General features: G+C 35.6%; 14 protein-coding genes. 9 read left to right on the top strand and 5 right to left on the bottom strand.

What is annotated here, in order from left to right; genetic code table 11:
- The first annotated feature begins 20 nt into the window (after positions 1-20).
- Together ABID46_RS12285 and kdsA are read left to right on the top strand one after the other, a co-directional pair.
- Positions 21-755: a hypothetical protein gene (locus ABID46_RS12285; protein WP_354510537.1), complete on the top strand. Its 735-nt coding sequence runs from the start codon at positions 21-23 to the stop codon at positions 753-755.
- 324 nt (positions 756-1,079) lie between these two features.
- Positions 1,080-1,889: a 3-deoxy-8-phosphooctulonate synthase gene (kdsA, locus tag ABID46_RS12280; protein ID WP_354510535.1), complete on the top strand. Its 810-nt coding sequence runs from the start codon at positions 1,080-1,082 to the stop codon at positions 1,887-1,889.
- Positions 1,890-2,068: 179 nt separating this feature from the next.
- On the opposite strand, the gene hemF is transcribed toward kdsA, so the two are convergent.
- Entirely contained in the window at positions 2,069-2,971 is a 903-nt protein-coding gene (hemF, locus tag ABID46_RS12275) for an oxygen-dependent coproporphyrinogen oxidase (protein ID WP_354510533.1), read from the bottom strand.
- Between the two features lie 204 nt (positions 2,972-3,175).
- Here hemF and hpt point away from each other — a divergent pair, with 204 nt between their 5' ends.
- Both hpt and ABID46_RS12265 read left to right on the top strand, forming a co-directional pair.
- Positions 3,176-3,712 carry a hypoxanthine phosphoribosyltransferase gene (gene hpt / locus ABID46_RS12270; RefSeq protein WP_354510531.1) on the top strand — a complete coding sequence of 179 codons (537 nt, stop codon included), beginning with the start codon at positions 3,176-3,178 and terminating at the stop codon, positions 3,710-3,712.
- Between the two features lie 2 nt (positions 3,713-3,714).
- Positions 3,715-4,293 carry an adenylate kinase gene (locus ABID46_RS12265; RefSeq protein WP_354510529.1) on the top strand — a complete coding sequence of 193 codons (579 nt, stop codon included), beginning with the start codon at positions 3,715-3,717 and terminating at the stop codon, positions 4,291-4,293.
- A gap of 137 nt (positions 4,294-4,430) precedes the next feature.
- Here ABID46_RS12265 and ABID46_RS12260 read toward each other — a convergent pair whose 3' ends face one another.
- From ABID46_RS12260 to porX, 4 genes are read right to left on the bottom strand one after another with little or no spacing between them, the layout of a single operon-like run.
- Positions 4,431-4,808, bottom strand: a complete 378-nt coding sequence (locus ABID46_RS12260; RefSeq protein ID WP_354510527.1) for a hypothetical protein — start codon at positions 4,806-4,808, stop codon at positions 4,431-4,433.
- Positions 4,809-4,849: 41 nt separating this feature from the next.
- The gene (locus ABID46_RS12255; RefSeq protein ID WP_354510525.1) at positions 4,850-6,055 is read right to left on the bottom strand and encodes an alanine dehydrogenase; all 1,206 of its coding nucleotides are present in this window, start codon (positions 6,053-6,055) and stop codon (positions 4,850-4,852) included.
- 9 nt (positions 6,056-6,064) lie between these two features.
- On the bottom strand, positions 6,065-6,469 hold the full coding sequence (tsaE, locus tag ABID46_RS12250) for a tRNA (adenosine(37)-N6)-threonylcarbamoyltransferase complex ATPase subunit type 1 TsaE (RefSeq protein WP_354510523.1): 405 nt from the start codon (positions 6,467-6,469) through the stop codon (positions 6,065-6,067).
- 1 nt (position 6,470) lies between these two features.
- Complete coding sequence (gene porX / locus ABID46_RS12245; protein ID WP_354510521.1) at positions 6,471-8,021, bottom strand: T9SS response regulator signal transducer PorX; 1,551 nt, start codon at positions 8,019-8,021, stop codon at positions 6,471-6,473.
- 53 nt (positions 8,022-8,074) lie between these two features.
- Here porX and ABID46_RS12240 point away from each other — a divergent pair, with 53 nt between their 5' ends.
- From ABID46_RS12240 to efp, 5 genes are read left to right on the top strand one after another with little or no spacing between them, the layout of a single operon-like run.
- Entirely contained in the window at positions 8,075-9,295 is a 1,221-nt protein-coding gene (locus ABID46_RS12240) for an HD domain-containing protein (protein ID WP_354510519.1), read from the top strand.
- 45 nt (positions 9,296-9,340) lie between these two features.
- Positions 9,341-10,378, top strand: coding sequence for a UDP-3-O-(3-hydroxymyristoyl)glucosamine N-acyltransferase (lpxD, locus tag ABID46_RS12235; protein ID WP_354510517.1), 1,038 nt, complete (start codon positions 9,341-9,343; stop codon positions 10,376-10,378).
- The gene (locus ABID46_RS12230; RefSeq protein ID WP_354510515.1) at positions 10,378-11,772 is read left to right on the top strand and encodes a bifunctional UDP-3-O-[3-hydroxymyristoyl] N-acetylglucosamine deacetylase/3-hydroxyacyl-ACP dehydratase; all 1,395 of its coding nucleotides are present in this window, start codon (positions 10,378-10,380) and stop codon (positions 11,770-11,772) included. Before lpxD ends, ABID46_RS12230 begins: the two co-directional genes overlap by 1 nt.
- Positions 11,773-11,782: 10 nt before the next feature.
- Positions 11,783-12,574 (top strand): acyl-ACP--UDP-N-acetylglucosamine O-acyltransferase, encoded by a 792-nt coding sequence (lpxA, locus tag ABID46_RS12225; RefSeq protein WP_354510513.1) that lies wholly within the window; start codon positions 11,783-11,785, stop codon positions 12,572-12,574.
- 27 nt (positions 12,575-12,601) lie between these two features.
- The gene (gene efp / locus ABID46_RS12220; protein WP_354510511.1) at positions 12,602-13,168 is read left to right on the top strand and encodes an elongation factor P; all 567 of its coding nucleotides are present in this window, start codon (positions 12,602-12,604) and stop codon (positions 13,166-13,168) included.
- Positions 13,169-13,274: the final 106 nt, after the last annotated feature.

Below are 13,274 nucleotides of genomic sequence, written 5' to 3'. Positions count from 1 at the left end.
GCTGCGAAATTATTGTATTTTTGAGAAAATACTTTAGTGAAATGAGACTTATTTCTGTTATTATATTATTGATATTTCTAGGTTGTAATTCGTCTGAAACAAATACAAATTTAGACTTTTCAGAACTTCGATTGGAAATTGAAGGTTTGGAACGAATTAATACAAACTTCAAAGCTAAATTTAAAGAATATAAGGATGAAGTTCCAGCAACGATTATTAAAATACAACCATTATTGGATCAAATTCTAGATTTTAAAGATAAATTAAAAAATGAAGAAATTTTAACTAATGATCAAATAACAGTATTTCGAGAATCTTTTAATGAAGAACAAAATTCTGTTTATTTCCCTAAACAATATTTTGATTTATTGGCTAAATCAACCAGCTCAGATCAACAATATAAGTATCTGCTACAAATTGAAAATTATATGTATCAGTCAATGATGGATGAAGCATTAGGATCTTTTTATAGATTTAACTTGGTTCAACCTTATGTGAGAGTCAATAACCATAAAATAAATATTGGAGATGACGTTTCTATTAATGTTGGATTTAGTGTTATAAATACATTCAAACCTTTTGAAGTTAAACTCGATGGGGAAGTTTATAAATTTGAATCAGTGGAAGATATTAGTAAAATAATCAACCTTAAAGCCTCCCAAAAAGGTTTAAATCGTATAGAAGGAACATTAAAGTATAAACTGTCAAATGAATATGTTGAAGCACCTATTTTAGTTGAATTTGAGGTGAATTAACTTTCTTTAATAAAAAATTATAACTACATCTCCCAAAAAAAAGTTTCCAGTTCATTCTAAACGAAAGACCTCTGCGAACCTTTGCGATTACTTTGCGAATCTCTGCGGTAAAAATTTGAATTTCAATAACGTTCCATAGGAACGATTGGTCGGTAGAAAAATAAACAAGAAAATGAAATTTCGTTCCGTAGGAACGTTTCGTATGAATTCCATTTCCAAAACCTCTGCGTATCTCTGTGATTTCTTTGCGCAACTTTGGGTAATTCTTTAGGCTCTTATTTAAATCAAAACTTATTCAATCCTCTTTTTTCGTAAATTTGCCCTATGATTCAGAACTTAAATAAAATCAAGCATAAAGATTCTCCGAACTTCTTCTTAATCGCAGGTCCATGCGCCATCGAAAACGAAGATACACCACGTAGAATCGCCGAAAAAATCGTCAAATTATCAGACGAATTGAACATTCCCTACATTTTCAAAGGATCTTTCAAAAAAGCCAATCGTTCACGTATCGATTCCTTTACAGGTATTGGTGACGAAAAAGCCTTGAAAATCATCCATCAAATAGGGCAGGAGTTCGACGTTCCAACAACCACCGACATCCACGAATCTTTCCATGCAGAAATGGCAGCTGAATATGTAGATGTGCTACAAATTCCAGCATTTTTGGTTCGTCAAACTGATTTAGTAGTGGCAGCAGCCAAAACGGGAAAACATGTCACCTTGAAAAAAGGACAATTCCTTTCGCCAGAAAGTATGAAATTCCCTGTTGAAAAAGTTACCGATTCAGGCAACCAAAACGTAGCGATCATCGAACGCGGAACCATGTTAGGTTATGGCGATATGGTCGTTGATTATAGAGGAATTCCCGTGATGCAAAACTATGCACCAGTGATTTTAGATATTACCCATTCTTTGCAGCAACCCAATCAAGCTTCAGGCGTAACTGGAGGAAAACCAGAATTGATTGAAACAATCGCCAAAGCAGGAATCGCAGTAGGAGCAGACGGAATTTTCATTGAAACCCATCCCGATCCAGCCAATGCCAAAAGCGACGGAGCCAATATGTTGCAATTGGATTTGCTAGAAGATTTATTGTGCAAATTAGTTCGCGTAAGAGAAGCGATTCTTTAAAAGTAATTGGTAGTAGGTATTTAGTATAAAGTATCTTGAAATATACAACCTTGTCAAGGTTTCAAACCCTTGACAAGGTTTTTTTATAATTAAAAAGCCTTGAAAATCTATTTCAAGGCTTTTTTATTTTATCTGAATTCTTAAATCAAAAATCTACTATCCTAAAGCTAAAATCCAAATCAAACCCACTCTCTCGGATTCATCAAAACTTCTAAAAGTTTCGCTTCTTCTGAACCTTCTTCTGGATGATGGTTGTAATGCCATTGCACATGTTTGGGTAAACTCATTAAGATTGATTCGATACGACCATTGGTTTTTAGTCCAAACAAAGTTCCTTTATCATGAATCAAATTAAATTCGACATAACGTCCGCGACGAATTTCTTGCCACAAACGTTCGTCTTCTGTGTAGGATTCATTTTTATGTTTTTCCACAATTGGCACATAAGCTTCCAAGAAAGAATCTCCAACTGCCGTTACGAAATCATACCATTTCTCTGGTGTGAATTCCTCATTTGGTTTTAAGTAATCGAAAAACAACCCGCCTAAACCTCTTGCTTCATTTCTATGTGAATTCCAGAAATAGGTATCACATTCTTTCTTGTATTTCGCATAAAAGTCTGGATGATGTTCATCGCAAACATGCTTACATACTGTATGCCAATGAATAGCATCTTCTTCGTCTAAATAATAAGGAGTCAAGTCTTGTCCGCCTCCAAACCATTGGTCCACTACATTGCCTTCTTCGTCATACATCTCAAAATAACGCCAATTGGCATGAGTTGTCGGAACTTTAGGGCTGTTTGGATGAATCACCATACTCAATCCGCAAGCAAAAAATTTCCCTGCCGAAACATTCAAGGCTTTTTGCATTGTTTCGGGTAGGTCGCCATATACTTTGGAAATGTTGACACCTCCTTTTTCAAACACATTCCCATCTGAAATCACCATCGTCAAGCCGCCACCGCCGCCTTCACGGGTCCATTCATCTTTCTGGAATTTTGCTTTTCCGTCTACTTTTTCTAGTTCAGTTGTTATGGTTCGTTGGAGGTCTTGAATGTACTGGAAGAATTTCTCTTTCATATCTTTTTGGTATTTCTGTTATCAAATGTAGGACTTAAAAACTCCTTAGATTATGATAATTGTAAGGATTCGATTATTCAAAATAAATCTAATTAAAATATCCCCATCACCATTTGAGGGTATTTCCAAAACATGATAATTAATTTGTCTTTGTGGTCGCCTTGTTTGTAAAATTTATGTAATTTTGACCCTTCATTAAATCTTATGGACGAAATTAAGATACACGACAAGGTATTTATTCCTTATATCACTTTTGAGGAAATTGAACATGCCATCAAACGTATGGCGAACACAATTTATGAACAACACAAAAATGACGTACCCGTTTTTATCGGCGTATTAAATGGTGTCGTGATGTTCATGAGTGACTTCTTGAAACAATATCCTGGCGAATGTGAAATTTCCTTTTTGAAAATGGCTTCTTACGAAGGAACCTCTTCTACAGGAGAAGTGAAATTGCATATGGACATTCCAATGGATTTGACAGATCGTCATATTATTATTTTGGAAGACATTGTAGATACAGGAAATACCTTGGAAGCTTTGCACAAAATTTTGAGCACCAAAAATGCTAAAAGCATCAAAATTGCAACGCTTTTATACAAACCAGAAGCATATAAAAAAGATTTAAATATTGATTTAATCGCATTGACTATTCCAGACAAATTTGTAGTAGGATATGGATTGGATTACGACGGATTAGGGAGAAATTTACCCGATATCTATCAAATTAAAATGTAAAAATGATCAACATTGTATTATTTGGCCCTCCGGGCAGTGGGAAAGGAACGCAAGCTAAATTTTTAGAAGAAAAATTCAATTTGAAACAATTGTCTACTGGCGATATGTTTCGTTTCAATTTGAAGAATCAAACAGAATTAGGTGTTTTGGCTCAATCCTACATGGACAAAGGTCATTTGGTTCCAGACGAAGTAACCACCAATATGCTTCGTGAAGAACTAAAAAAACATACCGGATATGCTGGTTTTATTTTCGATGGTTATCCAAGAACTACAGCTCAAGCACAATCTTTAGACGAAATCTTGAAAGAAGATTTAAACCAAGAAGTTTCGGTTTGTTTGTCTTTGCGAGTTGAAGATGAAATTTTGGTTCAACGTCTTTTGGGTAGAGGTTTGGATAGCGGTAGAGCAGATGATGCCAATGAAGAAGTTATCCGTGAGCGAATTGTCGAGTATTATACCAAAACAGACGAAGTAGCGGAACACTATAAAGCTCAAGGAAAATTAGTAGATATTGATGGAGTAGGAGAAATTGCGGAGATTACAGATAAATTAAGTCAGGAAATCCAAAAGTTCGCTTAAACTCTATTTTAAATTATGCATTCGTAAGGAGATTTGGATACTATTTTTAGTTTCCTTTTTCCTTACGAATTTTTTTATGTCGAATGATTAGTTGAATTCAATTGAAATTCCGATAGACAAAAAAAAGTGAATTATTTCTAATTCACTTTGGTCAATTCTACTATAATGGTTTGCTTTTTACACATTTGGTACACCAAATCATAGGATTTTTCTTGTCGATATTGAGCTCGATAGGTTCTACAAGGAGTTGCTCGAACTTCATGGGTTCCGAAATTGGTGATTTTGCTTCGTTTGAACAATTCATTTTTCAAGAAAATACTATCGATTCCTTCTGACTGAATGGTAGCTTGTGCTTGTTCAGAAAAGGACATCGGATAAATCTTAGCTTCTTCCAAAGCTCTTGAATTCGGGAAATACGAACAGGATACTGCTCTTGGCCCGAAGAAAAACAAGACAAATACTACTCCAATAGATACACCAATCAGGTAAAAACGTAAACGTTTCCAAAAATTCATTCTAATTCAATTTTAATTCTACTTCTGCGAATTTTATGCAATTATACGATTAATAAATTGATGTCTTGGAAAGGAAGGTCAAACCAATCACTGATTTTTTTCTTGGTAATGCGTCCATGGTACAAGTAAATCCCTGAACGTAAACCTCGATCGCATTGGATCACATGTTCAAAACCGCCTTCCTTTGAAACCATCAATAAATAAGGCAAAAAGAAATTACTCAAGGCTTTGGTTGTCGTTCTTGCGACACGAGATGTAATATTGGTGACACCATAATGGATGACACCGTGTTTGATGACAATAGGATTGGCATGCGTGGTGATTTCAGAGGTTTCAAAACAACCGCCATTGTCAATACTCAAATCAATAATGACCGAACCTTGTTTCATGTTTTCTACCATTTCTTCTGTCACAACGCAAGGTGTACGTGCATCTCCGCGTAAAGCGCCGATGGCGACATCACAACGTTTCAAGGCTTTGGCTAATTCCTTTGGATCGAGCATGGACGTAGAAACTCGAACGCCTAAATCGGTTTGTAATCTTCTTAAGCGACTCAAGGAATTGTCAAAAACTCGAACATTGGCACCCAATCCCAAAGCGGCTCTTGAAGCATATTCCCCAACGGTTCCTCCACCCAAAATCACGATTTCTGCAGGTCGAACACCCGCAATTCCGCCCATTAAAATTCCATTTCCTGCGTTGGTGTTGGTCATCAATTCGCCAGCCAATAAAATAGAACTGGTTCCGGCTATTTCACTTAACAACCTCACAACGGGTAAATGACCGTGTGAATCTTTGATGAATTCAAATCCTAATGCGGTAATTTTTTTTGCGGAAAGCTTTTCAAAATAGCTTCTTGTTTGCATGTTCAGCTGAACGGTAGAAACCAAAAAGGAATTCGGTTTCATCATCTCAATTTCTTCTGAACTTAGCGGACTTACTTTTAATATGATTGGTTTGGAAAAAACTTCATTTGTGTCATAGGCTATGGTAGCTCCGGCCTCAGAAAATTCTTGATCGGTAAAATTGGCTCCTTCACCTGCACCTGTTTCAACTGTAATATCATGTCCATTTGCAACCAAAACTTGAATCGCATCGGGTGAAAGGCAAAGTCTTCTTTCTTGCAAATGAGTTTCCTTTGGAATTCCAATGCTAAGTTTTCCCTCTTTTAGTTGCACTTCCAATCTTTCCTCTTTCGGAATCAGTTCATGACGTGAAAAAGGTGTGTAAATTCCGCTGTTTTCCATCTTTTAAAATTACGCAAAAATAATGGTTCTGGAATTTTCTTCCGCTATAATTTCGATGGTATGATGTTCGTTCGGAATCAAATTTTCGATTTTGCTCGGCCATTCAATCAAACAATACTGATTGGAATACAAATATTCTTCAATTCCAAAATCCATTGCTTCTTCTTCTGATTTGATTCGGTATAGATCAAAATGAAATACTTTTCCTAAATCAGTTTCATATTCATTTACAATCGAAAAGGTTGGACTACTAACTTCATCCTGGGTTCCCATTACTTCAACTATTACTTTTATAAAAGTCGTCTTTCCAGCACCCATTTCACCTTCAAACAAGATGGTTTTATGTTGAAATTGAGGAATCAACTCTTTTGCAATAGTGGTTAATTCCTCAATAGATTCTATTTGAAATTTCATGTTAACCTTTTGGCGTCAAAGTTACGAAAGGAATGATCATTTCTTCCATAGAAATTCCGCCATGTTGGTAGGTGTCTTTGTAATAATTCACGTAGTGGTTGTAGTTTTTTGGATACGCCAAGAAAATATCTTCTTTTGCGAAAATGTATTTTGACGTCATATTGACCTTGGGTAAGAAAAAGTCTTCCGCATCTTCAATTGCAAATACATCATCTTCGTCAAATTGTAACTTTCGGCCCATCTTGTAACGCAAGTTGGTACTTGTTTCGCGATCTCCTACAACTTGAGATGGTTTGCGTACGAAAATTGTTCCGTGATCGGTTGTCAATAAGACTTTCATTCCTTCTTCTTGCGCTTTTTTCACAATTTGCAATAAATAGGAATTTTCAAACCAGTTTTTGGTGGTAGAACGGTAGGTTTTGTCATCGCGTATCATTTGTCCGACAATTCGATTATCGGTTTTCGCGTGAGAAAGTATATCTATAAAGTTGTAGACAATCACCGTAAGGTTTTTGTTTTTGTACTGATGGAAATCGTCCAAAACTTTCTTTTCAAAATCAGAATTCAGAATTTTGAAATATTGGGTTGATAAATCTGACATTCCCAAACGTTTCATTTGATCGGCTAAAAATTCTTTTTCAAATTGATTTTTATTTCCTTCATCATTGTCATTTAACCATTCATTTGGGAAACGTTTTTCAATTTGAGAAGGAAGCAATCCAGAGAAAAATGCATTTCGTGCATATTGAGTAGCAGATGGCAAGATGCTATAATACATCTGTTCTTTTTCCACATTGAAATGTGGCGTAAACAAAGGTTCGATTGCTTTCCATTGATCATATCGTAAATTATCGACCATAATCAACAAAGTATTGGAGTTTTTGCTCAAATGAGGCTTTGCCAATTCTTTGAAAACGGTATGCGAAAGTACAGGTTTGTCATCTGTATGCAACCAATCGTGGTAATTACGTTCAATAAATTTAAAGAAGGCGGCATTGGCTTCTTGCTTTTGCGCTTCCAAAATTTTGGCCATTTCATTGTCTTGAATATTTTCCAATTCCAATTCCCAATAGACCAATTTCTTATAAATATCGCGCCAATCTTCGTAATCACGCGCATTCATCATGTCCATCGCAATGGAACGAAATTCCATTTGATAATTGATTACTGCTTTCTCTGTGATGATTTTGGTTGAGTCCAAAATCTTTTTCAAACTCAATAAAATTTGATTGGGATTTACAGGTTTGATGAGGTAGTCAGCGATATGTGAACCGATGGCTTCTTCCATGATATGCTCTTCTTCATTTTTCGTGATCATCACAATTGGAAGTTGAGGTTTGATTTCTTTGATTTTCTGAAGGGCTTCCAAGCCTCCCATTCCTGGCATGTTTTCATCTATCAGCACTGCTGAAAAATTTTCATTGGGAATGATTTCTAAGGCATCTGTGGCATTGTTGATCATCTGCGTTTCGTAGCCTTTTTTCTCCAAAAACATTGCATGAGGTTTGAGTAGCTCTATTTCGTCATCGATCCATAAAATTTTTATCGCCATAAAATTGATTTTCTGATTAAATTTGTCGTCTAATTTGATTAAAATTATTTGATTTGGAGTATGTAAACAAACTCAAGGTATTTAACGATCCAGTACATGGATTTATTAGCATACCCAACGAATTAATTTTCGATATTATCCAACATCCTTACTTCCAACGTCTGCGAAGAATATGCCAAACTGGTTTAACCGAAATGGTTTATCCGGGAGCGAAACATTCTCGTTTTCATCATGCGCTAGGTGCCATGCATTTGACAGAAAAGGCTGTAGATATTTTACGAGCTAAAAATATTGAAATTTCTGAAGCTGAAAAAAATGGTGTTTTATGTGCAATTCTTTTGCATGATGTAGGGCATGGGCCTTTTTCTCATACCTTGGAACATACAATCATGGAAGGTTTGGTCCATGAGAGAATTTCACTTCATATCATGGAGGAATTGAATCATGAATTCAAGGGACAATTGGATTTGGCGATTCAAATTTTCAAAGGCGAATACCCGCGTAAATTTTTAACCCAATTGGTTTCGAGTCAATTGGATATGGATCGATTGGATTATCTGAAACGTGATAGTTTTTATACGGGTGTTGTCGAAGGAAATATCAATCCAGATCGTATTATTTCAACCTTGAATGTTTGTGATGATGAATTGGTGATTGATTCCAAAGGGATTTATTCGGTTGAGAAATATTTGGCAGCCAGAATGTTTATGTATTGGCAAGTGTATAATCATAAATCCTCCTTTACGGCTGAAGTCATTTTGACTCAAGTTTTGCGAAGAGCTAAAGAATTGAGTAGAATGGGAATTCATTTATTCGCAACTGATGCTTTTCGTTATTTTCTTCAAAATAATTTGAATTTGGAAATGAAGGAAAAGTTGGAACAATTTACACGCTTGGACGATAGTGATATTTGGGCGTCTTTGAAGCAATGGCAATACCATGATGATATTATTTTATCGACATTATCAAAAATGATTATCAACCGTAAATTGCCTATTTCCAAAATATACAATCAGCCTGAGGCAAATGAGGTTTTAGATGCTTATCAACAGGAAATTGCAGAGAAGTTAACGATTGAGGATGCTAGTTATTTTGTGCATCAATCAACGATTCGGGTTACGCCTTATGATAAGGATTATTCGCCGATCAAAGTATTGGGTAAAGACAAGTCTTTGACTGAAATTTCGGCTTCACCACTTCAAATTTTGTCCCATCATCTTTTAATTCCCATTGAAAAGTATCATATATGTTACTTAGATGTTAAGAAAATTTAGAAATTCAACCCTCAGATATACCCAAAATTTATATTTTTGCATACTATGGAGTTTACCGCATTAGAAATTGCTTCCATTTTAGAAGGTAAGATAGAAGGAAATCCCGAAGTAAAAGTGTCTACATTGTCCAAGATAGAGGAGGGTAGTGCTGGTTCGATTTCATTTTTATCGAACCTGAAATATGAGAATTTTATATATGAAACCAATGCATCTATCGTCATTGTTGGAGAAGAATTTGTACCAGAAAAACCGGTTAAATCAACTTTAATTGTAGTGAAGGATGCCTATAAAGCATTCGCCAAACTATTGGGTTATTATAACCAAATGCGCAACCAAAAATCAGGAATCGAGCCTAATGCGTTTATTCATGATTCTGCGAAAGTTGGAAATAACGTTTATGTAGGTGGTTTTACTTATGTTTCTGAAAATGCGGTAATTGGAGATAATGTTGTCATTTATCCCAACGCTTACATTGGAGAAAATGTTGTGGTTGGAAATGGAACCATCATTTATTCTGGCGTTCAATTATGTTCGGAATCCAAAGTAGGAGAAAATTGTATTATCCATTCCAACACCGTTATTGGTGCCGATGGATTTGGTTTTTCTCCTTCCGCTTCTGGTGCAATGGAAAAAGTTCCTCAAATTGGAAATGTTATCATCGAAGATAATGTTGAAATTGGAGCAGCCTGTACGATTGATCGTGCAACATTGGGATCGACAATTATACGTTCGGGAGTGAAATTAGACAACCAAATTCAAATTGCTCATAACGTAGAAATTAAAGAAAATACAGTGATAGCTTCCCAAACCGGTGTTGCTGGATCTACCAAAATAGGAAAAAATTGTATCATAGGAGGGCAAGTTGGAATTGTAGGTCATCTAAAAATTGGTGATTTCGTACAAATTCAAGCACAAAGTGGTGTCAATAATAATATTCCCGATTATGGGAAGTTTTATGGATCACCTGCGATCGAAGCTTCAGACTTCCGTAAATCCTATGTTTATTTCCGCAATTTTCCAAGTATCGTAAAACGATTAGAAGATTTAGAAAAAGAAATTAAGCAACAAACAATTCAAGATTAATGTCTGATAAACAAAAAACATTAGCAAGCGAATATACATTTAAGGGAGTTGGGCTTCATACAGGACGAGAAGTAAACATGAAGATTAAGCCCGCTGCCGTTAATACTGGGTTTGTCTTTGTCCGTACCGATTTAGAAGGCAATCCACATATTGAGGCAGATGCCAATTATGTGACAAGTACAGAGCGAGGAACAACCATAGAAAAGAAAGGCGTTAAAATCCATACAACAGAGCACTTATTGGCAGCTCTAACGGGGATGGATTTGGATAATGTCTTGATTGAAATTGATAATTCGGAAGTGCCAATTTTGGATGGTTCTTCCAAATTTTTTGTGGAAGGAATTCTAAAAGCTGGTATAGTTGAGCAAGAGGAAGATCGTGAGTACTATGTTGTAAAAGACATTGTAACCTATACAGATCCTGAAACTGGCTCAGAGATTACTGCAATTCCATCTGATGAATACCAAATCACAACCATGGTTGATTTTGGCACCAAAGTTTTGGGAACACAAAATGCATCCATCAAAAGTTTGTCAGAATTTAGAGATGAAATTGCCAATGCAAGAACTTTTAGCTTTTTGCATGAAATCGAATATTTATTGGATGCAGGTTTAATTAAAGGAGGAGATTTAAGTAATGCGATTGTCTATGTTGACAAAGAAATTACAGAAGAAACCAAAAACAAATTGACCAAGGCATTTAACAAGGATAGCGTTTCGATTAGTCCAAATGGTGTACTCGATAATATCACACTTCATTATCCAAATGAAGCTGCGAGACACAAATTATTGGATGTTGTAGGTGATTTGGCCTTGATTGGAACCAAAATTAAAGCGAAAATCATCGCAAATAAACCTGGACATCAGATCAATACCAATTTTGCGAAGAAATTAAGCAAACAAATTGGAATTGCTAAACGCAAAAATGTTCCTGAATTTGATTTGTCCAAACCACCCATTTATGATATCAATGATATCATGAAATTATTGCCACACAGACCTCCATTTTTATTATTGGATAAGGTGATTGAGAAAACCGAAACCACTTTGGTAGGAGTGAAAAATGTGACAATGAACGAACCATTTTTCGTTGGACATTTCCCACAAGAACCAGTAATGCCAGGAGTTTTACAAGTGGAAGCGATGGCTCAGCTAGGTGGAATTTTGGTATTGGCAGAGTTAGATGATCCACGTGATTATTCGACTTATTTTATGAAAATTGAGAATGTAAAATTCAAACGTAAGGTTATTCCTGGAGACACTTTAATTCTAAAGGTTGATTTATTGCAACCTATTAGAAGAGGAATTGTACACATGCAGGGGTATGGATATGTTAATGATTCAATCGCCGTGGAAGCAGAGATGATGGCATTGGTCACAAAAGAAAAAATTTAATTTGGAAACAATGAATCAACCATTGGCATTTATTCATCCCAATGCAAAAATTGCAGATAATGTAACTATTGAACCATTCTCAACAATCTATGATAATGTAGAAATTGGTGAAGGTACTTGGATCGGGCCAAACGTAACGATTATGGACGGTGCGCGCATCGGTAAAAATTGTAAAATTTATCCAGGAACAGTTATTTCGGCAGAACCACAAGATTTGAAATATGTGGGTGAAAAAACCTTGACCATTATCGGTGATAATACAACAATTAGAGAATGTGTAACTGTAAACAAAGGAACAAATGCCCTTGGTTATACCAAAATTGGAGACAATTGTTTGATCATGGCAACAGCACATATCGCGCATGACTGTGTGATTGGCAACCATGTTATTTTGGTCAATGGTGTTGGACTTGCAGGTCATATTGAAATTGGAGATTATGCATTTGTTGGTGGTATGAGTGCTGTCCATCAGTTTACAAAAATTGGAGAACATTCATTTATTGCAGGTGGTTCTCACGTAAGAAAAGACATACCTCCATTTGTAAAGGCTGCAAGAAATCCAACTTCTTATGCAGGAGTTAATTCTACAGGATTACAAAGAAGAGGTTTTACAACCGAGAAAATTACCGAGATCCAAAACATTTACCGTGTTTTGTTTCAGAAGAGTAAAAATGTCAGTCAAGCGATTGAAGCAATTGACCAAGATTTTGAATCCACACCTGAACGTGATATCATTTTAAATTTCATCAAAGGAAGTGATCGTGGATTAATGTCGGGTTATAGTACAAGAACAGAAAATTAATTGAAAAACAATAAGATTTACCCTTAAATGGCAACAACAGCAGATATTAGAAAAGGATTATGTATCAATTGGAATGGTGATACATGGAAAATAATCGAATTTCAACACGTGAAACCAGGGAAAGGTCCTGCGTTTGTACGTACAAAATTGAGAAGTGTATCAAACGGAAAAGTGTTAGATAATACATTTTCTGCAGGACATAGAATTGAAGAAGTTCGAGTTGAAACTCGTAAATACCAATATTTATATGATGATGACAATGGATTTCACTTCATGAACAATGACGATTTTTCGCAAGTTTATTTAGACAAAGCGATGATTGAAAATTCAGAATTTATGAAAGCTGGAGATGAAGTAACCATCATGTTCCGTGCAGAAGATGAAGTGCCTTTGTCAGCAGAATTGCCACAATATGTAGTGATGGAAATTGTTTATACCGAGCCAGGTTTAAAAGGTGATACCGCTACAAATGCAACGAAACCTGCTAAAACAGAAACAGGAGCAGAGATTCGTGTTCCATTGTTTATCAATGAAGGAGATCGCGTTAGAATTTCTACAGAAGATGGTTCTTATATGGAACGTATGAAAGACTAAGAACAATAGAAATGACTAGTCCTGAAAAATAGATACAGATTTTCAGTGATTAAAAATACATAAATTAAACAGTAGTAGCTATTAAGTTGCTACTGTTTTTTTTTTA

This window comes from Moheibacter stercoris (genome assembly GCF_040545805.1).
GTDB lineage: Bacteria > Bacteroidota > Bacteroidia > Flavobacteriales > Weeksellaceae > Moheibacter > Moheibacter stercoris.
Note: the sequence above shows the minus strand (reverse complement) of the source record. Positions and strands in the feature narration are given on the sequence as shown.

Coding starts and splice junctions, on each gene's coding strand:
- kdsA (WP_354510535.1), top strand. CDS start 1,080: ATGATTCAGAACTTAAATAAAATCAAGCATAAAGATTCTCCGAACTTC.
- hemF (WP_354510533.1), bottom strand. CDS start 2,971: ATGAAAGAGAAATTCTTCCAGTACATTCAAGACCTCCAACGAACCATA.
- hpt (WP_354510531.1), top strand. CDS start 3,176: ATGGACGAAATTAAGATACACGACAAGGTATTTATTCCTTATATCACT.
- ABID46_RS12265 (WP_354510529.1), top strand. CDS start 3,715: ATGATCAACATTGTATTATTTGGCCCTCCGGGCAGTGGGAAAGGAACG.
- ABID46_RS12260 (WP_354510527.1), bottom strand. CDS start 4,808: ATGAATTTTTGGAAACGTTTACGTTTTTACCTGATTGGTGTATCTATT.
- ABID46_RS12255 (WP_354510525.1), bottom strand. CDS start 6,055: ATGGAAAACAGCGGAATTTACACACCTTTTTCACGTCATGAACTGATT.
- tsaE (WP_354510523.1), bottom strand. CDS start 6,469: ATGAAATTTCAAATAGAATCTATTGAGGAATTAACCACTATTGCAAAA.
- porX (WP_354510521.1), bottom strand. CDS start 8,021: ATGGCGATAAAAATTTTATGGATCGATGACGAAATAGAGCTACTCAAA.
- lpxD (WP_354510517.1), top strand. CDS start 9,341: ATGGAGTTTACCGCATTAGAAATTGCTTCCATTTTAGAAGGTAAGATA.
- ABID46_RS12230 (WP_354510515.1), top strand. CDS start 10,378: ATGTCTGATAAACAAAAAACATTAGCAAGCGAATATACATTTAAGGGA.
- lpxA (WP_354510513.1), top strand. CDS start 11,783: ATGAATCAACCATTGGCATTTATTCATCCCAATGCAAAAATTGCAGAT.
- efp (WP_354510511.1), top strand. CDS start 12,602: ATGGCAACAACAGCAGATATTAGAAAAGGATTATGTATCAATTGGAAT.